This window comes from Pseudomonas sp. MWU16-30323 (genome assembly GCF_020515595.1).
Classification (GTDB): domain Bacteria; phylum Pseudomonadota; class Gammaproteobacteria; order Pseudomonadales; family Pseudomonadaceae; genus Aquipseudomonas; species Aquipseudomonas yamanorum.
In genome coordinates, this window is record NZ_JAIWYM010000014.1 from 57,407 (window position 1) to 75,416 (window position 18,010).

Sequence of the window (18,010 nt, forward strand, 5' to 3'; positions counted from 1 at the left end):
CTCCTCCTTGACGGTAACCGACCTGCTAGGAACTTTTGACTTTGAAGCGGCTGAGACCGCGTTGCATGGTATTTGCCCGTTCCGACAGGTTCTTGGCCGCCACCGCGCACTCCTGGGAGTTGGACTGATTCTGCTGAGTCACCTCATCGATCTGCTCAAGGCCGATGCTGGCCTGTTGCAAGCCGGATGCCTGCTCGCTTGATGCCTGGTAGATCAATGACACCAGGCTCGAAACCGCACTGGTTCCGCTGACGATATTTCTCAGCGAGTCGGCGGTACGGCCGGCAATGACCATGCCGCGCTGGGTCTTGACTGAAGAGTCGGCGATCAGGGCGGCGGTTTGCTGAGCGGCTTCGGCGCTGCGTGCCGCCAGGCTGCGGACTTCGTCGGCGACCACGGCAAATCCCCGGCCAAGCTCTCCGGCTCTGGCCGCTTCAATCGCAGCGTTCAACGCCAGCAGGTTGGTTTGGGCCGCGATGTTGTCGATGGTGGTGATGATGGCGGTGATGTCTTTGCCGGAGTTGTCAATTTCGGCCATGGCGGCAATCAGCTCGCTCATTAACTTGTCACTTTCGCCAGCGTCGGCCCGTGAAGCCTGGGACTGTTCGTCAGCCTTCCTCGCATTGGCGGCGTTGTCGGTGGTCTGTGCGGCCATCTGCGTCATCACGGCGCTGATTTCGGTGATCGACGAAGCCGAATTGGACGCCCCATCGGACAGCGACTGACTCAACTCGGTGACTTGGGCGGAGCTGCCGGTGATTTGAGTCGCGCTGACCTGGACTTCCGAAATCAGGTTATTCAGGTTGCTGACCATTTTCTCCAATGATTTGCCGAGGGCGTCCTGGGGGGATGAGAGGCGAACCTCCAGGTCCAGGTCACCTTCGGAAATGCGCTCGGCGATTCGCACCTGGCGTTGCAGACTTTCTGACATGTCATTCAGGGCAAAAGATAACTGTCCGACTTCATCTTCAGACTTTTGAACCAGACGGCGTGAGAAATCACCCAAGCTGATACTCGCCGCCAACGCGGCTGCCTCACGAATCGGCCCGACAATTTTTGCGGTGGCAAACCACAGCGCCACCAGGGCCAGCAAGGAAATGACTACGCCCACCGACACCTGCCAGACACTGTTGCTGACACTGCGCGATTGCATTTCCTGCTCCAGGGCGATCGCCTGGCTCATCACCACGGCCTTGGGCAGGCGAATCAATATGGCCCATGGCTTGCCCGTGCGGCCCAGCTGAATCGGCATCAACACTTCGATGTTCTGACTGTCCTTGTTGAACTGCCCGACACCGCGCGCGCTCTGGATATCGGCCAGGGTTTTTTCCCAGGTATCGGGCAACAGCCCCTTCAAGGGTTGGCCGATCAGATCGGTCCTCTGGCTGTCTGCAACCACCAGCCCCTGATTGCTCAGGATCGAGACGGAACCTTTGCCGCCGTAAAGGTCGGCTGACATTTGTTCGCTGAGCTTCTGGATGAAGGCAATATCGAAGTCTGCGCCGACTACCCCATAAAATTTGCCATTGGCGGTGATCGGCACTGAAAGCGTGGTCAGCCACACGTTCTTGCCTTGAACGACGTACGGGATGGGGTCCAATACACTTTCTTTCTGGGTGTCGCGGGGCCCCGTGTACCAGCCGCCTTTGGGGACGCCATTGGGATGACGGGCCTGGGAGTCATACTCCACCAAGGGTTGAACCGCGATATGGCCGTCCGAACTGCGTGTCCAATAAGGCGTGAAGCGCCCGGTCAGTGGGTTATTGCCGCCTTCGCCATTGCGAAACGCCTGATCCTGACCGTCCAAGGCGTCCGGCTCCCAGCAGGAATAAGTGCCGTTGAAGTCGGGGTTATCTTTAAGCACGCTGAGCAACATCGTATTGATCTGTTCACGGCCTAATAAAAGTGAGCTTTGTGCGGTTTTGCTGGCCGCAAATGCATTGGCCAGTGTTCTCGCCGCATCCAGTGCACTTTGCAGTTTTGCCTGAATAGCGTTGGCCCGTGACTCTGCCAGGTTCTGCACTTCGCGTATGGTTGAATTCTCAATAAGTGCAGATACTTCGCCGGCTACGTATTTTTCGCTGGCCGTGGAAGAGAACAGTCCATATAGCACCAGGCTCGCCGATGATATAAACAGGCAGATGCCTGCAGTGAAACAGATCCGAGTCTGCAATGAGTTGAATTTCATGATGTCTCCCGCCCACAGTAATAGTTGCCAGCATCCTCTGATGTTGACAAGCCAATATGTTTTGCACGCGCGGCTAAATAATCATCTGCTGCTTGCGTCGCTGAGCTGTTACTTGAAAGTCCAGCTACAGTTGACGGTACAGCTTGGGGGCTAGGTTAAACGTGTTCATGCACTGCATTATCTTCGAGCCATAGTGACTCGGTGTTTTTAAAGCCATAACGCTGGGCGGGAACGCGTGCAGCTAGTTGATCTTTCTGTGATGGATCGTTCAGGTCGACGGTTCTTGGTGTTATATACATATAAAGCCTCCTTGTCTCGAACGTACGATCTTTGAAATCAACAGACGCTGGTTGCTTTGATACGGGCTACCACGCGGCCAGCCAGGTCATCGGGACGAAACTTCGCCAGGAAGTCATCGGCGCCCACCTTCTTGACCATGGCCTGGTTGAACCCACCGGACAGCGAGGTATGCAGCACAATGTGCAGGTTCGCCATACGAGGGTCGTTGCGGATTTCGGCAGTCAATGTGTAGCCGTCCATCTCTGGCATTTCGATGTCTGAAATCATCATCAAAAACTCTTCATCCGGCTTGCGGCCTTCCTCGAGCATTGCGCGAAGATAGTCCAGAGCCTGTCGACCATCATTCAATGCGACGACCTCAACGCCGACGGTTTCCAGGCAACGGGTGACCTGTTTACGGGCCACCATGGAGTCGTCTACGGTCAGAACGCGTAACTGTCGCGCCAACCGGCTCACCTCGTCATCGACTACACCCAATGAGATTTCCTCGGACGATGGCGATATCTCGGTCAAGACTTTTTCTACATCAATAATCTCGACCAGTTGGTTGCCTGTGTGCGTAACAGCCGTCAGGTAGTTGTTTTCGCCACTGCCCTTGGGCGGCGGATGTATGTCTTCCCAGTTCAAATTGACAATCTGTTCAACGGCATACACCAGGAAGCCCTGCACGCGGCTGTTATATTCCGTAAGAATGACGAAGGCACTTTCAGTGTCCTTGACGCCCGGCAGTCCGGTCGCCATCGCCAGGTCCAGTATTGGAATACTGGTGCCTCTAATATTCGCTACTCCACAAATATTGATATTAGACTTAGGTAGTATCGATAGCCTTGGGCAGCGAATGACCTCCCGGACTTTAAATACATTTATTCCGTACAGTTGGCGGTCGTTAAATCGGAATAGCAATAGTTCCAGGCGATTTTGACCTACCAGCTGGGTGCGACTGTTAACTGACGCCATTAAGCCTGCCATATCCACTCCTTAAGCGACTCGCATGACGATAATGTCGTAGTGGAATCATCTTAAAAAGGGCTATGTAAAATATTTGTGAAAATAAAGAGGGTATTTAGGCGGGGCGTGTCAAAAAAGTTAAAGTATTGTTGTTCGTCTATTCGAATGGATATTAGAAAGTTAGCTGGCTAATTTGTTTTGTGAGCGATTGAGAAGTGTTTTAATTTTAGTGGGTCAATCGTCCATGAACTGGCGAAGAGAATTTTTCTGAAAGCCTGATTATTCGTCGTTCGGAAAAAGGTGGCGGCCTTATTGTTGGGAAATTGGTCGCTCACCTTTTTCTGACTTTTGGTGCGTCCCCGCTGGATGGCTATTTCAGGATTGGAAAGCGGTCCTTCCCGCTGCTTCTGAATCTGCTGTTGGCACAAGAATGTCCAGTGCGCGCGTCACCAGCAACTCACCCAAGACGCTCAGTTGCTGGGTGGCCAGAAGCTTATGGCGATAGGCGCCATCCAGCTCGAAAGCCAGGTCAGTTGTGAGTGCGTTCAGCGAGGCGAGGGTTTCGCAGGCCTGTACGAGCAGGGTTTCGGGGTCGATGTTTTGGGCGATACAGAAGATATCCGCGCCGGATTGGCTTGGGCATGGGGGATTGGGAGTGATCTTTTTCATGGTGACGCTCCTACACTGGTGACGGGAGCTGCCATCCCCTGCTGTCAAACAGGTTTGGGTGGCAGCTGTACGCGGGTTGACAGACCGGAAGTGTAGGAACCCGGCGCACCCGAAGATGCCCCACGCACAGCCGCCATGAACGAGGCGGAATGCGCGAAGCATGCCGACGTATCAAGGGGAGTGAAAGGTTACACTTTTCGGCCTGTCAAAGCCGGTTGCTGATGAGCAGCAACCAGGGAAGGCTATCTTTGTGGGGGGGCATGCGCCAGTTCATGCAGGGCGCGATGTCTTGCGGGAAAAATCCGAAGGCCCATTCGGCGGTGTGTTTCCAGGGGCCCAGAAACAACAAAACCCGCACGAGGCGGGTTTTGGTGGTGCTTCGTATTTGGAAAAAGGTGACGGATTTATTTTCGAAGAAAATAGCCCGCTTACCTGTTTTTACTTTTTGGCGCTTTCCCGCTGGATCGCTATTTTTTAATACTCGGAAGACGTCCTTCCCTGCGGTTTCGAGTCTGCCGTTGGCACGAGAATGTCCAGTGCGCGAGTTACTAGCAACTCGCCCAATACACTCAATTGCTGAGTGGCCAGAAGTTTATGGCGAAAGGCGCCGTCAAGTTCGAAAGCCAGGTCAGTAGTGAGCACGTTTAGTGAGGCGAGGGTTTCGCAGGCCTGTACGAGCAGGGTTTCGGGGTCGATGCCTTGAGCGATGCAGAAGATGTCCGTGCAGGATTGGCCCGGGCTCGGAGGATTGGGACTGTTCTTTTTCATGAGTGCAACTCCTTGATTGGTGGAGTCGCCAGACATCGCTGCTAAACGAAAAGGGTGGCGACCGTACGCGGGTTAGCAGACCAGGAATCAAGGAACCCAGCGCACTCGAAAGTGCCCCACGCACAGCCGCCATAACGCGGACAAGCGGACGCAAGATGCTTCGCTTGAACGGATGGTGGCATTGCATGCCTTGATATTAACCGAGCTGCTAAACCCGGTCGCTGATTTTGCAGCGACGTTTCAAGGCTAGTCGTGTCGATTGATGAGCACCAGTTCATCAAGGGCGCGATGGCTTGCGGGAAAAATCCGAAGGCTCATTCGGCGGTGTGTTTCCAGGAGCCCAGAAACAGCAAAACCTGCACGAAGCGGGTTTTGGTGGTGCTTCGTATGTAGTGGCCGGGGTAAGTTGAATTAGTTTAGTAAGCTATTGATTTATATGATTTATGTAAAGACTTGGTTTTAATTGGAATACCGATTGGAATACCATGCGGAATTGCATGGGGTAGACGAGCAGCTTGCCCATTTAAGGCCCTCCACGATCTCTACAAAGCCAGGCGCGATTCAGCAAAGTACTAGCCTTGTTCGCACGCCTCTGATCATTTGAGTAGCTGTCGAGACGACTTGGCCTGAGACAGGCACCACGTGAGGGAGCGACTAACGTAGGGATTGTACGGGGCGGTAGGTGATTGTGGTCCCTACCGCGTCGTATCTTAGTCATCCAGAGACCATTTATTGATGGCCTCTGACTTAGTTATGGCTCCATGTGGATGATAGTGCTTCTGCTTGTTGCAACACCGTCTGCACTGCAACATCCTGCAAATCTGGGGGATAGCCGTATTTACGAAGGATGCGCTTGACTAGTACACGAAGCCTAGCTCTAGCTGACTCACGATGTGCCCAGTCTACGGAAACATTTTCACGCAGGCTGACCAATAATTCATAAGCAATCAAACGCAGCTTTTCATCTCCCATCACCTGCAACGCTGATTCGTTTTCGGCCAGAGCATCGTAAAAAGCAATTTCCTCATCGGACAATCCCTGTTCCTCGCCCCTGCTTCGTGCGGCGCGGATATCTCGTGCAAGGTTTATTAATTGCTGAAGAACTTCAGCGGTGGTAATGGCGTTCGCGTGATAACGTGATATAGCATCCTCTAATCTTTCACTGAAGGCACGCGTCTCTACTACGTTTGTCCGAGTTCGGGAACGAATACTATCGTTAAGCAACTTACGAAGGGCCTCCAATCCCAAGTTTTTCTTGTCCATTTGTTGAATTTCTGCAAGAAATTCGTCCGAGAGAATGGATATATCCGGAGTCTGTAAGCCTGCGGCAGCCAAAATATCGACTATCTCAGTGGAAACCACTGAGCGGCTAACAATCTGCTGGATAGCTAACTCCCGATCCTGCTTTAGCACGCCGGTGCCAGAAGCAGTCTTCACCAATGCAATACGAATTGCCTGGAAAAATCCCACCTCTTCCCGGATAACCCTTGCTTCATCCGAACTGGCTGCCAAGGCAAATGATTTAGAAAGCGCAAGAACACTATCTGCAAAGCGTCGCTGTGCCTTTCTTTTGGCTTCATGTGTCTTTTCCACAGAGGCCCATTGCTGCTGTTTGTTAAGAATCCACTCGATGGCCCCCGCCATCATTTTTAGGCGTTCACTGGGCGAGCCGTCCAAAACTGTGCGGTAATCAAACCCATGGAACATATCCCTAACTACTTCGTATTTTTCCTGCATCACGGCTATAGCTTCGGCTTCGTTTATTCCCGTCTTGTCTTGATCGTGTTTCGAATACTGCGCTAGCGCGGACTTTAGATTCTGTGCGATACCAATGTAGTCTACGATAAGCCCCCCCGGCTTATCTCGGTACACGCGGTTAACGCGAGCGACTGCCTGCATCAAGCCGTGGCCACGCATGGGCTTATCAATATACATAGTATGCATACTTGGGGAATCAAAGCCGGTTAACCACATGTCGCATACGATCACAAGGTTGAGTGAGTTACTTGCATCGCGCGCACGTTTAGCAAGTAAATCTCTACGAGCATTATTACCAATGTGTTGTTGCCATTCAGCGGGATCGGAGGCATTGCCCGTCATGACGATTTTGATTGTGCCAGCATTATCATCTGTACTGTGCCAACTTGGGCGCAGCTTTACGATTGAGTCGTAGAGGTCGATGCAGATTTTTCTGCTCATGCATACAATTATCGCTTTACCATCAAGTGCTGCAATACGATCTTCAAAGTGATGCACTAAATCGGTGGCCACTAAAGTCAGCCTCTTTTCGCTGCCTACAAGGGCCTCTACGGTGCTCCACTTCTGTTTAGTACGCTCTGCATCGGACTCTTCTTCATCTTCTAGAAGCGCCTCTATTTCCTCATCAATATGTGGCGTTTCATTTTCATCTAGTTCGATACGGGCCAGCCTTGACTCATAGTAGATTGGTACAGTTGCGCCGTCCTCTACTGCACGACTAATATCGTAGATGTCGATGTAGTCACCAAAGACTGCTGGTGTGTTAACGTCGGTAGCTTCGATTGGCGTGCCCGTGAAACCAATGAAAGATGCATTGGGTACAGCGTCTCGTAGGTGTTTGGCAAACCCGTAGGCTATCTCACCAGTTTTGCTTGCGAACTTTGCTTTGAAACCATACTGACTACGATGTGCCTCGTCAGCAATGACAACTATATTTGAGCGATTTGTAAGTGGTGAGTAATCAGTCTCTGTCGCAGGAGGGGAAAATTTCTGCAAGGTAGTAAAAATAACTCCCCCAGAGGCCCTGCTTAGTAGTGTGCGGAGATGTTTTCGGCTCTCGGCCTGTACAGGAGTCTGTCGGATTAAATCTTCACACATCGCGAACGTAGCAAAAAGCTGATCGTCTAAGTCATTGCGATCTGTGAGTACTATTAGAGTAGGATTGGCCATTTGTGGCTCTACTACTAAAACGCCTGCGTAAAAAGCCATGAGCAGGCTCTTCCCTGAACCCTGAGTGTGCCAAATCACTCCAGCCTTATGATTCCCCGACGCTTGGTTCGCGACGTTGGTCAAATCATGGGTTGATGACGGGGCAACCTTACTGGTTGAGCTCGCTCGGAGCGTGGAAGCGACAGCCTTCTTCACCGCGTGAAACTGATGATAACCAGCGACTATCTTATTCAAGCCTCCGCTGGTTTTACCGAAAACTGTGAAGTTCCGTAGCAACTCAAGTAGCCGCGATTGATCGAGAACACCGTCAATTAAGGTTGTCAGTTCCGGAGTTCCTAGCGGCGCAATTTCCTGGCCGTCAACAGTGCGCCATGGCATAAATCGTTCTAGATCGGCGGAAAGCGATCCAATTCGAGCCGAAAGTCCGTCCGAGGTCACGAGAAATGCATTTGTACGAAATAGCGCCGAGATTTGCAATTTATATGTTTGTAGCTGATTAAAAGCGCCGATTAAAGATGCGTTCTCGCTACTAGGCGCTTTTAGCTCAATTACTACTAATGGCAGGCCATTGACGAATATCACCACATCCGGCCTACGCTTTATTTGCCCTGATACTACTACGAATTGCCGCACCGCCAGCCAGTCATTACTCGTCAGGTCATCAAAGTCGATTAGTCGAACTTTGCCCGCAGTTAAAGTACCATCCTCGGCATAATATTCAACATCAACACCTTCCGTTAGCAGACGATGAAGGCGATGGTTCTCATCCAGCAGGTTGGGCATTTCAGATTGTATTACGCGACGTACAGCATCTGCCTGTGCTTCGGGAGGGAAACTAGGATTAAGTAGAGCTATTGCTGTGGTGAAACGCGTCTTAAGTACCACCTCGTCATATGATTCTCTTTCCGGCTGTTTGCTATCCGGGCCAATCAAATCATCTGATATACAGACGTATTGCAATGCAGCTAGTTGACCAAGTAGCGCTGTTTCTAATTGAGCCTCTGATAGAAAAGCCATTAGAGTTCTCCTGCTTCTTTGGCTTGATCCGCGATCGTGACAGGCACGCCGCGCGCAGCGATCAGGGCTTCGATGTACGCATCGCGATCAAGTAGATAAAGCAGTCGGCTGATAGGTATGTTTAGAGACAGAGACTCATTGCTAGGTAAGAGAATCTGAAGCGTTGAGTCTCCATCATCGTCTATTTCCAGCGTTAACCTTACATGTTCATCTATTAGTTGATTAAAACTTTCAAATCGTTCCCATGGCTCGCGAGAATTGACAGGGTCGAGGTGGGTTTCTAGGTATGCCTGATGTAAAAAAGTTACGAGGGCGTCGGCCGCCAAGATCGACGAACGCCTATGATGGATTGAAAGCTTATTAAGAAAGCCGTCTCGTCCATGGCTTACCGGGCCTGACTCATTGCGGAGGTCGCCTAGAGCGGTAGTCAACTTGTGATGCTGCGAAACCAGCTTTAGAAATTTGTTGTTCTGATTTTCGCCAAGTTTCAAAACGCGCACTGCAGCGCCAACCCATTCCCCGAAGTCTGGTGCACTCGCTTTAGGTTTAATAGGGTGGGTTGGAGAATCAAGTTCGTCTACGATTATGCGGCAGAATACCTCGACGATTGACTTTGCACAGTCAATACATGCGTCATTGTCTTGTTCTAGGGTTCGTTCCAACGCCTCGAATGTCTGTTGCAGCATCTCTGCATCACGCCAGTGCATGCAAGCGTCGCGTATACCGGGGCACCAGTCCAAATTCATATATTGTCTTCTATAAAACGCTTGGCATCTTTAATACGAAGCTCGCCTGAAATCAGCTTTGGCAATAGCGTATCGCGGAGGGAGACGAGGGTGCGAGACTCTTCTACGCTGGAAAAAATCTCTTCAAACCACTCTAAAACCAAGGCCTCAAATTTTTTAATTATTTCGGGAGGCGGGAGCGGACGTTTAATTGCTTCAAATGTCTGTCGAGTAATAGTAGAAAAAACGGAGCCATGTGCCATCGACTTAAGTTGATCCACCATCTGCTGTGCCGTTAGGTAAACAAAATAGTCACCTATGCCCGCAACGCCTTGTAAGCCGTAGCATGATTGATTGAATGTCATAGGGCATCCAGTAATCGCGAGGTTTCCAACCGTGCCCCGGGCGGAAATAATGGTTGTACCTTTCGGAACACGCCTGGCGGAGCTCTCTGCTAACCCCTGTTCTGTAATTGACTTCTCGGTTGTGATCACGAATACATCGCTAGCCGATGGTGTATCGACTACCGAAAACCAAGGTATATCACCGCCCCAATATTCTGTGACAGAGGTTTTTGGTGTTCCACCACCGATAATGGTAAACATTGAACTTAGCGGTTTTTCATCCCAACCTTCTGGCTTACCACTCGCATCGAAGCGTTTGGGAAAAATTTTCCAGATTTCAGTGGGCAAATAGGGCCCTCGGCCCTCCACTTTTGCGCGGACTGGACCGAAGTCGACGAACCAGTCGTGAAAAAGCGCACGAGCCATAGACTCTAATGTCTGATTTCTTTGGCGGATAAGTGCGATCTTGTCGTCAAAAGATCCTAGGATGTAGGCAATAGCCCGTTGTTCGGCTAGCGGAGGAATACGGGTGGTAAAACTCTCAATTCTACCTGGAGACGTGTGCTTCACAGTTGTTCCTGTAGCCGAACCGATTACCCATGATCTATATTCATGGGATCGCAGAAGATATTCGACAAATCGAGGAATAGCAGGCGCCTTATGCTTGAACTCCAAAAGCCCAACTCGCTGGTTATGAAGCCAAGTGTTGGAGTCGTCAGGGATACGACCAGCAAAACCCAAGGTGTCGGCTTCCTTGCTGAGATCCGTCATTGTAACGACAATCTGACCCGGTTTCAGTATGTAGTCGCCAAGAATCGGGCCGCGGTAATACCTTCGTTTTTCGTCCTTAAATCCCCCGCCAACAGCAAAGTTTCCGGGTGTGACGAGAACGGTTTTGTGCTTCTCGTTGGTAAAATGTTCGCCTTTAAAAGCGAAGCCGTGCTTTACCTTAAATAAATCACCAAGAGAAACATCCTGCCACTCACCCGCCATATCCAAGCTCCTTCAAATTGGCTTCGATTACGGTCGTCAGTCTCGTAGCTTCCTTTTGCCATTGTCTCCACTCAGCGCTCAATCGCTGCATTTTTTCGGAGAATACTTCACTATCGATTTCCGCTGTTTGGGCACCGACGTAGCGCCCAGGCGTTAGTACATGGCCATGCTCGCGAATCTCTTCCAATGTAGATGATTTGCAAAAACCAGGTATGTCTTGATAGTTACCGGCATTTTGCTCCCCGCGCCAAGCATGATAAGTGGTTGCGATCTTCAGTGCATCGTCATCTGTAAGTTCGCGGCGGGTACGATCCACCAGTTGTCCCATATTTCGGGCGTCTATAAATAGCACTTCGCCACGGCGATCCCTTAGATGCGATTTTCCTGCTTTGCCGTTGGATTTGTCGCGTGCTAAAAACCATAGACAGGCGGGAATTTGCGTTGAATAAAACAACTGTCCCGGCAGAGCGACCATACAGTCCACTGTATCTGCCTCAATCATGGCTTTACGGATATCTCCTTCGCCACTTTGGCCTGAACTCATCGAGCCATTGGCCAGCACCACTCCAGCGGTTCCAAACGGTGCAAGGTGATGGTATATGTGCTGAAGCCAGGCGTAATTGGCATTTCCGGCAGGTGGTATACCGAACTTCCAGCGCACGTCGTCCTTCAACCGTTCGCCCCCCCAGTCAGAGATGTTAAACGGGGGGTTAGCAAGTATGAAGTCAGCTTTTATAGGCGCACCATCGTTGCCACGTTTAGCCGCAAATTCGTCTTTATGAAAGCTGCCTTCGTTATTCCACGATATGTCGGCGTCGATGCGGCGAACAGCTAAGTTCATTTTTGCTAATCGCCATGTTGTGTAGTTGCTCTCTTGGCCATAAATAGCTATATCGCCGATGCGCCCGCCATGCTCTCGCACGAACTTTTCGCTCTGAACAAACATACCCCCTGAACCGCAGCATGGGTCGTATACTCGTCCTTGATAGGGTTCAAGCATCTCCACCAGAAGTCGGACTACTGAGCGCGGTGTATAGAACTCTCCCCCGCGCTTACCCTCGCTACCCGCAAACTGACTGAGGAAATATTCATAAACTCGTCCAAGTACGTCCTTGGACTTGTTTTCACCTTCACCCAGCGCTATTCCTGAAATGAGATCAATTAGTTCACCCAGCATTACCTTGTTGAGCGCAGGGCGAGCATATTCTTTAGGTAAAACGCTTTTCAGTGATTCGTTATCTTTTTCAATTGCCCTCATAGCATCGTCGACTAAAGTACCAATCTGTGGGCGTTTGGCATTTGCTTTCAGATGCGACCAGCGAGCCTCTTTTGGCACCCAAAAGATGTTATCGGCAATGTATTCGTCCTTATCTTCCGCTGCTAATGGATCCTCCTCCAACAGTTCGGCGTGTCGGGCTTCGAAAGAATCGGAGATATACTTGAGAAATATTAGACCCAATGCAACATGTTTGTAGTCGCTTGGTTCCATATTCCCGCGTAGCTTGTCTGCTGCTTTCCACAAGGCATCCGCATAGTCAATCTCGGGATTGGGGGCTTGGTTGGGCTGCAAATCTTTCGTTTTTGGTTGCGTAGGTTGGGCCCCGAACTTCTCAATATGCACGACCGTATCCTCAGTCGGCGCGAGTGTCACTGACCCCCCGCGGCCTCTTCCTGGATTAATGCGTTTTGTTTCAATGAGTTGTTGCTTGATACGCTGATAGGTGCTTTCCGGCCACGCCAGAGCCTCAAGCAGTCGCTGATTACCCGCACTGCCCCCAAGCGAGGCTAAAGTGGCGATGAAATGCTCGATTTGTTCTGCGGTAGATGTCACTTGCTTTTCCTATGGCTTTACGCCAGCCAGTTAGCTGCCTCACGGCTTGATGCTCTGGGATCTGGCGTCGGTGGCGTGGGCGCATTTAATCAGTGTCTGACCACGTGGTCGAGCTCCCAGGTCGGTAATAGGCGAAGACGCATTCGGCGGCTATGTCTTAATTTGGTACGTACCAGGTTTCCTGGAGACGGTTTGTCTGCGTAAAGGCGGAAAATGTAAGCGACTCGTGATGGTGCGAGGTGGCGTGACCTAAGCTGACAGAAACACAGATAAGCCTTCATTCAGGATGCCGAGCTTATTTATCCGCATGCTTGTGTTCCTGCGGCTTCACATTTACGCTTTGCTTCGTCGCGGTCAATCCCGCGACCGGGTGTCGCAACCTGAATCGAAACCAAGGCGCGGTACGTGCCATATCGCACAGCCAGTACTTCGAGTGCTAGCTGCTGCTTTTCTATGGCGCACCGTGCAGGGCAGGCTTTTGCCTGGCCGGGTTCCTTGGTTTCCGGTTTGCGACCCCTGTACGGTGTGCCACCCATTCGTGTCGCAACGGTGGATGGCATTCCTTAATCAAACCAAGGAGATAAGGAAAATGGCATGTCCCCCTTTTAAGCTCGTGCGCCACCTTGGCCATCTGTTTCGTACGTCAAACTATCTCGGAGGATTCCGCGATGTTTGATCTCTCGCTTCTAATCGGCCTCCCCAAACCCAACAGTATCGATACTTCATCGCTTACCCTTGAAGATGCAGCGATTAAACTACGGCAGGCTGCAATGCTTCGGCTTAATGGTGCACAGAGCATCCTGCTTCATTTTCCACAGGATGTTGAGCTGGCTGTGGAGCTGTTGGATGACGCGGCTGTGTTTTTTGACAAGGCGTTTCGATGTTTGTCCGGTATCCCAGCTCAGCGCGTCCATCAACAGGTTGGTGAGTACGTCTCTGTTCCTTCCGCTGAAGGCTGTCCCGGTCTTCGAACACCATGGGGCAATGAATTCCGCCCGATGATTGAGGACGGCGTTCGGTGCGCTGAGACCTGGCTCGATGGCTCATCATTGCCGCTGTGGTGGGCACTGGCGCAAAACCGAAAGCATCATCGTCCAGGTGATCCCCAAGAAGCATTTGAAGCAGGTTTTCTGCTTCGGTTGCAGCAGACGCTGATCATGCGACGTGAGGCAGTCACTTCCCAATCAACGAGCTTCGATGCCTGAGTTTGTAATTGACGTTTGAGATTTGCTTTTCCCGCCAAACCCTCCGATCAAGCGATCTTTGATCGCGCTGATCGGAGGGTTCACTCGCTTTTTCTTGCAGTCATCGCGTTACCGCCATTCATTTCAAATTTTATTAGCGCCAGCCTTCTTTTACCCGTCAGTAATTGCTCTTGATCTGTATCGGGCGCAGAGCCGTTTCAGTGTCAAAGCGCATCTTGTCGTTGGGCATGGATATAGGTGTGGCGACAGCGGCGACAACTCACGTAGAACATGGGCTGGAGCGTGGCGACAAAAGTGGCGACAGTCGCCACTTTTGGAGCGCTTTGGCCGTGACGCTTGACCGCCTTTTCGAGCGAGTATAACAATTAGCGCACGGATCGCTGTCGTTGACAGCTCCAGCCCAGGTAGCCAGAACCTTTAAGGCTACGCCACTTGTGTGGTGGTTCCTCCCCAAGTGCGATTAGCGTCCGGCGGCTCGCACGGTCACTCCCGAAGAGTGATGGATGCCTACTCGACTGATCTGCCCATTGCGGCAGACGATGTGCCTACCTCGCTGCGCTGCAGCAACCTCACCTTTCGGCACACTCCGCTGCGCCAGATCTCGCCCGTCTCTTTCTCCTGGAAAGAGACGGGCGCTCGTACCACTGCTGCAATCCATGTCGTACAAGGCATTGCCGCAACTCTCCTCGTGACAATCGGCCTGACAAATCCGATTCGTCGCCCTCCGCAACGACACAGGCACCGGTGCCGCAGCCCATGGAAGGGCTGCACCTGACTGACAGTCAGGCATGCACCAGGTGTCCAGGTCTTTGCTTTCTCCCACCCAGGATCTCCAGGTGCCGAACTCGTCAGTCGGCACAGCCTCCACCCGCCCGCATTTTCGGATGCGCCAAGGAGGCCAGATTTATGGGGTCATGCCCTCGCTCCCGGTCGTAAGGAGCCGTTCGTTCCGCGTCAGTGAACACCTCACAGGCCGCAGGGGCCTTGATCCCTGATAACACTCAACACCCGTGGCGGGGCTACGTGAGGACAACCAGCAATGAACGAGGAGAGGGCCCATGCAGCAGTTAGATCCGAAGTTTGAACTACCACAACCACCTCGACCGCTGATTGAGTCGAATCCCGTGGCCCAGCCTTATCCGGTGCAGGCACTGGGAGGGATTCTTGGGCCTGCGGTCGAGCGCATGGCCGAGGTGATCGGCTTGCCCCAGGCGCTGGCCGCTCAATCGGTGTTGGCTGCCTCGGCGCTGGCCACCCAAGGTCATGCGGGTTTACAGCTCGACGGGAGAAATTACCCTCTGTCGCTGTACCTGATTACGGTGGCCGCGTCCGGTGATCGTAAAACGGCAGCAGATCGATGTGCATTACTGCCTGCACGGCAATGGGAACGTGAGCAGTGGCAACGCTATCGCGAACAACTTGCTCGATACCGTGCCGTACAAAAACAGGCTCAGCGTATTAATCCTGACGATCCTGACTCCGCAAACCGCACTTTCGTAGAGGCGGAGCCCTCGGCCCCTAGGTTGATCACCACGGACCCGACTATCGAGGCGCTGATCAAGGGGCTCTGTCATGACCTGCCTAGCATGGGCCTATTTTGCGACGAAGGCGGACAGTTCCTCGGTAGCAGCACCATGAGTCGGGATAACCGTTTGAAAGCGGTCACGGCCCTGTCGTCACTCTGGGATGGCAGCCCGATAGATCGCGCTCGCTCTATGGCCGGTGAAAGCTTGCGGGCTTATGACCGGCGTTTGAGTCTGCACTTGATGCTGCAACCGTACTTGGCCGTGCAGTTACTCAGTGACCCGTTGCTGCAGGGGCAAGGCATCCTTGGTCGCTGCCTGATGACCTGGCCCACTAGCCTCGCCGGGCAACGTAGCTATCAGTCTGTCGACTTGTCCAAAGATCCCGCCCTGAAGCGCTATCACCACCGCCTTTCTGCCCTGTTTCATCAGCCTTGGTCACTTTCCGCTGACGGTGCTTTGTTGCTTTCAACGCTGAGCCTCAGTCTGCTGGCTCGTCGTCGATGGATTGATCTGCATGACGCCATCGAGGCCCAGTTGGGTGAGTTTGGGGAGCTGGCCAATGTGCGGCCGAGTGGATCAAAGGCTGCCGACAACCTGTTGCGCGTCGCCGGTATTTTGGCCGTGGTAGAGGAGAGCAGCGTCGTGGAGGTCGACCATATCCAACGCGCCTCGACCTTGATGGGCTACTACCTCACCGAGATTCAGCGCCTGACCGAACAGGAGCCGGTGTGCCGGGTAAAGGAAGAAGCGGATCGGTTGCTGCGTTGGCTTCAGGTCAAGGGTTGGAAGCGTTTCAGTGTTCGAGAGCTAAATCGCAACGGCCCCCGCTTTGCCCGTAAGAGCAGCCGTCATGCCACCAAGCTGTTGGTCGAGCTGATTGATCATCAGTGGCTGATCACTGATGGCCAGACCTTCGAGGTGCGCCATGTTCAATCTCGATGACGCGCTGCGCAATCATCTGGCTCAGCGCCAAAAAGAGCCCAAAGCGCGATTTGTCGCCGCGAGTGTCGCCACTTTGTCGCCACGCTCAAAGCCCGGCAGAGCAAGAGTTGTCGCCGCTGTCGCCGATGTCGCCACCCTCAATAAAACCAACGCCACGACGATAGCCATCATTCGATGGTTGAAAGAGGAGGGCGCGCATCTCTACGTCACCGACAACAAGCTGTGTTTTCGTCCGACTAACTGGGGTCAGTTCGCCATCGTGAGTGCGCACTGGCGAGCCCTTTTGCATGAGTTAAGCGCAGTCGACCAGGAGCAAAGCAATGGCTCGCGTCGGTAAGCGATCTGGGCGCAATTTCGGCTTCGGTCGCCAGCTCAGCTATGCCGGGCCCCAAGCACTGAAATATCTGTTTGGCGACGGCCATTTTGCGACCGTTAAAGCCCATAGCGATCGCTGGCAGGCATTCGTACGTTGGTGTCGATCGGAAGAAGGTCCGAGGCTCTATGATGCGCGACAGATTGATCGCGAGATCCTCATGCGGTACGCCACTTATGTGAGGGGGCTGGTTGATCAGGGCAAGGTCGGCATCGCCACCGCGCAGAACCGCCTGTCCAGCCTCAACCGGACGATGGCCGCGCTGCGCGGTGATCAGTACGTCAAAATCCCCAGTCCGAGTAAGGCGCTGTGTCTGCAGCGCTCAGGCGTGCGTAGCGATGCACCGCAAGGCCAAGACCGTGTGCAGGTCGAGCAAGTCGCACGGGCGTTGTCAGAGCGAAGCCAGCAGCGAGTAAGCGCAATTGTGCATCTGACTCGGGAGACCGGCATGCGCCTGCGTGAGGCGATTTTGGCGGACTTGCCCCGGCTGCAGCGTGAGGCCCGGCAACTGGGCAAGATCAACATCCAGGACGGCACCAAAGGCGGTCGATCAGGCGCTTCCGCGCAGCGTTGGATTGCGGTCACGGATCAAGTTCGCGATGCCCTCTACAGAGCAAGCGAAGCCTCACCCAACGGCAGTCGGAATCTATTAGCGCCCGACGAAAGCTACAAAGTCTTCTTACAGACAGTTGTGCGTCCTGCGCGGGACATTCTGCATGAGCAGGGATTGAAAGGCTTTCATGAGCTGCGTGCGGCTTATGCCTGTGAGCGCTATGAGCAACTGACGGGCTTCTCGGCACCCGTCAATGGCGGTCGTGGCCATCGAGAAGATCGAGAGCTTGATCGGCAAGCCCGCCAGCAGATCAGCCATGAGTTGGGACATAACCGCATCGATGTGGTGAGTGCCTACATCGGAGGTCGGCGATGACGTCCGAGTTCGACATGGCGTTGTTTCTGAGTCCCGTGCTCAAAGGTTCGCATGCCACGCGGCAGCGGCACATCAGGCAAGCGGAAAGGATGCAAGAGGCGATTGGTGAGCGCTGGGGTTGTGCGACTCCTTGGTCCTGGAAGGAAAAGCACGTGAGATGGTTTTTGGAGCACTCTCTGCGCTGCTCTGCCCGCGCGACCGTGTACTACTTTGAGTTAACAGCAGGGTTGATCCGCCGCAGAAAGGCGCAAGTCGTGGTTGGCTGATAGATCTTTTAAGCGTGAGCCCCTGAGTATGGGAATGCGGAGCCTTCCCATACTCAGGG

14 protein-coding genes are annotated in these 18,010 nt (G+C 52.8%); 6 read left to right on the forward strand and 8 right to left on the reverse strand.

Annotation, left to right across the window (positions count from 1 at the left end; genetic code table 11):
• Positions 1 to 25 precede the first annotated feature (25 nt).
• The 3 genes from LIY45_RS17620 to LIY45_RS17630 form a co-directional block, all read right to left on the reverse strand.
• Positions 26 to 2,188, reverse strand: coding sequence for a methyl-accepting chemotaxis protein (locus LIY45_RS17620; protein WP_226477059.1), 2,163 nt, complete (start codon positions 2,186 to 2,188; stop codon positions 26 to 28).
• A 336-nt stretch (positions 2,189 to 2,524) separates the two neighbouring features.
• The gene (locus LIY45_RS17625; protein WP_226477060.1) at positions 2,525 to 3,457 is read right to left on the reverse strand and encodes a chemotaxis protein CheV; all 933 of its coding nucleotides are present in this window, start codon (positions 3,455 to 3,457) and stop codon (positions 2,525 to 2,527) included.
• 354 nt (positions 3,458 to 3,811) lie between these two features.
• Positions 3,812 to 4,105, reverse strand: coding sequence for a DUF6124 family protein (locus LIY45_RS17630; protein ID WP_226477061.1), 294 nt, complete (start codon positions 4,103 to 4,105; stop codon positions 3,812 to 3,814).
• Positions 4,106 to 4,394: 289 nt separating this feature from the next.
• Between LIY45_RS17630 and LIY45_RS17635 the strand changes: the two genes are divergently transcribed.
• Complete coding sequence (locus tag LIY45_RS17635; protein WP_226477062.1) at positions 4,395 to 4,583, forward strand: hypothetical protein; 189 nt, start codon at positions 4,395 to 4,397, stop codon at positions 4,581 to 4,583.
• On the opposite strand, the gene LIY45_RS17640 is transcribed toward LIY45_RS17635, so the two are convergent.
• The 5 genes from LIY45_RS17640 to LIY45_RS17660 all read right to left on the reverse strand — a co-directional run bounded on the left by LIY45_RS17640 (position 4,580) and on the right by LIY45_RS17660 (position 12,450).
• Positions 4,580 to 4,873 (reverse strand): DUF6124 family protein, encoded by a 294-nt coding sequence (locus LIY45_RS17640; protein ID WP_226477063.1) that lies wholly within the window; start codon positions 4,871 to 4,873, stop codon positions 4,580 to 4,582. The genes LIY45_RS17635 and LIY45_RS17640 overlap by 4 nt on opposite strands.
• Positions 4,874 to 5,620: 747 nt before the next feature.
• Entirely contained in the window at positions 5,621 to 8,818 is a 3,198-nt protein-coding gene (locus LIY45_RS17645) for a type I restriction endonuclease subunit R (RefSeq protein WP_226477064.1), read from the reverse strand.
• Positions 8,818 to 9,525 carry an abortive infection family protein gene (locus tag LIY45_RS17650; RefSeq protein WP_226477065.1) on the reverse strand — a complete coding sequence of 236 codons (708 nt, stop codon included), beginning with the start codon at positions 9,523 to 9,525 and terminating at the stop codon, positions 8,818 to 8,820. Before LIY45_RS17650 ends, LIY45_RS17645 begins: the two co-directional genes overlap by 1 nt.
• A 35-nt stretch (positions 9,526 to 9,560) precedes the next feature.
• Positions 9,561 to 10,880 carry a restriction endonuclease subunit S gene (locus LIY45_RS17655; RefSeq protein WP_226477066.1) on the reverse strand — a complete coding sequence of 440 codons (1,320 nt, stop codon included), beginning with the start codon at positions 10,878 to 10,880 and terminating at the stop codon, positions 9,561 to 9,563.
• Positions 10,870 to 12,450 (reverse strand): class I SAM-dependent DNA methyltransferase, encoded by a 1,581-nt coding sequence (locus LIY45_RS17660; RefSeq protein WP_052199005.1) that lies wholly within the window; start codon positions 12,448 to 12,450, stop codon positions 10,870 to 10,872. The genes LIY45_RS17655 and LIY45_RS17660 overlap by 11 nt, the downstream gene beginning before the upstream one ends.
• A 929-nt stretch (positions 12,451 to 13,379) precedes the next feature.
• Here LIY45_RS17660 and LIY45_RS17665 point away from each other — a divergent pair.
• From LIY45_RS17665 to LIY45_RS17685, 5 genes are all read left to right on the forward strand, one after another.
• Positions 13,380 to 13,916 (forward strand): LasR-specific antiactivator QslA, encoded by a 537-nt coding sequence (locus LIY45_RS17665; protein ID WP_226477067.1) that lies wholly within the window; start codon positions 13,380 to 13,382, stop codon positions 13,914 to 13,916.
• A gap of 1,058 nt (positions 13,917 to 14,974) precedes the next feature.
• Positions 14,975 to 16,384 (forward strand): YfjI family protein, encoded by a 1,410-nt coding sequence (locus LIY45_RS17670; protein WP_226477068.1) that lies wholly within the window; start codon positions 14,975 to 14,977, stop codon positions 16,382 to 16,384.
• On the forward strand, positions 16,368 to 16,721 hold the full coding sequence (locus LIY45_RS17675) for a hypothetical protein (RefSeq protein WP_226477069.1): 354 nt from the start codon (positions 16,368 to 16,370) through the stop codon (positions 16,719 to 16,721). The genes LIY45_RS17670 and LIY45_RS17675 overlap by 17 nt, the downstream gene beginning before the upstream one ends.
• Positions 16,705 to 17,685 carry an integrase domain-containing protein gene (locus LIY45_RS17680; RefSeq protein WP_226477070.1) on the forward strand — a complete coding sequence of 327 codons (981 nt, stop codon included), beginning with the start codon at positions 16,705 to 16,707 and terminating at the stop codon, positions 17,683 to 17,685. The genes LIY45_RS17675 and LIY45_RS17680 overlap by 17 nt, the downstream gene beginning before the upstream one ends.
• Entirely contained in the window at positions 17,682 to 17,951 is a 270-nt protein-coding gene (locus LIY45_RS17685) for a hypothetical protein (RefSeq protein ID WP_226477071.1), read from the forward strand. The genes LIY45_RS17680 and LIY45_RS17685 overlap by 4 nt, the downstream gene beginning before the upstream one ends.
• Positions 17,952 to 18,010 lie beyond the last annotated feature (59 nt).

What these genes read in the sequence shown, in the direction of transcription:
- LIY45_RS17630 (WP_226477061.1), bottom strand. Translation starts at nt 4,105, where the DNA reads ATGAAAAAGATCACTCCCAATCCCCCATGCCCAAGCCAATCCGGCGCG.
- LIY45_RS17680 (WP_226477070.1), top strand. Translation starts at nt 16,705, where the DNA reads ATGGCTCGCGTCGGTAAGCGATCTGGGCGCAATTTCGGCTTCGGTCGC.
- LIY45_RS17685 (WP_226477071.1), top strand. Translation starts at nt 17,682, where the DNA reads ATGACGTCCGAGTTCGACATGGCGTTGTTTCTGAGTCCCGTGCTCAAA.
- LIY45_RS17640 (WP_226477063.1), bottom strand. Translation starts at nt 4,873, where the DNA reads ATGAAAAAGAACAGTCCCAATCCTCCGAGCCCGGGCCAATCCTGCACG.
- LIY45_RS17655 (WP_226477066.1), bottom strand. Translation starts at nt 10,880, where the DNA reads ATGGCGGGTGAGTGGCAGGATGTTTCTCTTGGTGATTTATTTAAGGTA.
- LIY45_RS17650 (WP_226477065.1), bottom strand. Translation starts at nt 9,525, where the DNA reads ATGCACTGGCGTGATGCAGAGATGCTGCAACAGACATTCGAGGCGTTG.
- LIY45_RS17670 (WP_226477068.1), top strand. Translation starts at nt 14,975, where the DNA reads ATGCAGCAGTTAGATCCGAAGTTTGAACTACCACAACCACCTCGACCG.
- LIY45_RS17675 (WP_226477069.1), top strand. Translation starts at nt 16,368, where the DNA reads ATGTTCAATCTCGATGACGCGCTGCGCAATCATCTGGCTCAGCGCCAA.
- LIY45_RS17665 (WP_226477067.1), top strand. Translation starts at nt 13,380, where the DNA reads ATGTTTGATCTCTCGCTTCTAATCGGCCTCCCCAAACCCAACAGTATC.
- LIY45_RS17620 (WP_226477059.1), bottom strand. Translation starts at nt 2,188, where the DNA reads ATGAAATTCAACTCATTGCAGACTCGGATCTGTTTCACTGCAGGCATC.
- LIY45_RS17625 (WP_226477060.1), bottom strand. Translation starts at nt 3,457, where the DNA reads ATGGCAGGCTTAATGGCGTCAGTTAACAGTCGCACCCAGCTGGTAGGT.
- LIY45_RS17645 (WP_226477064.1), bottom strand. Translation starts at nt 8,818, where the DNA reads ATGGCTTTTCTATCAGAGGCTCAATTAGAAACAGCGCTACTTGGTCAA.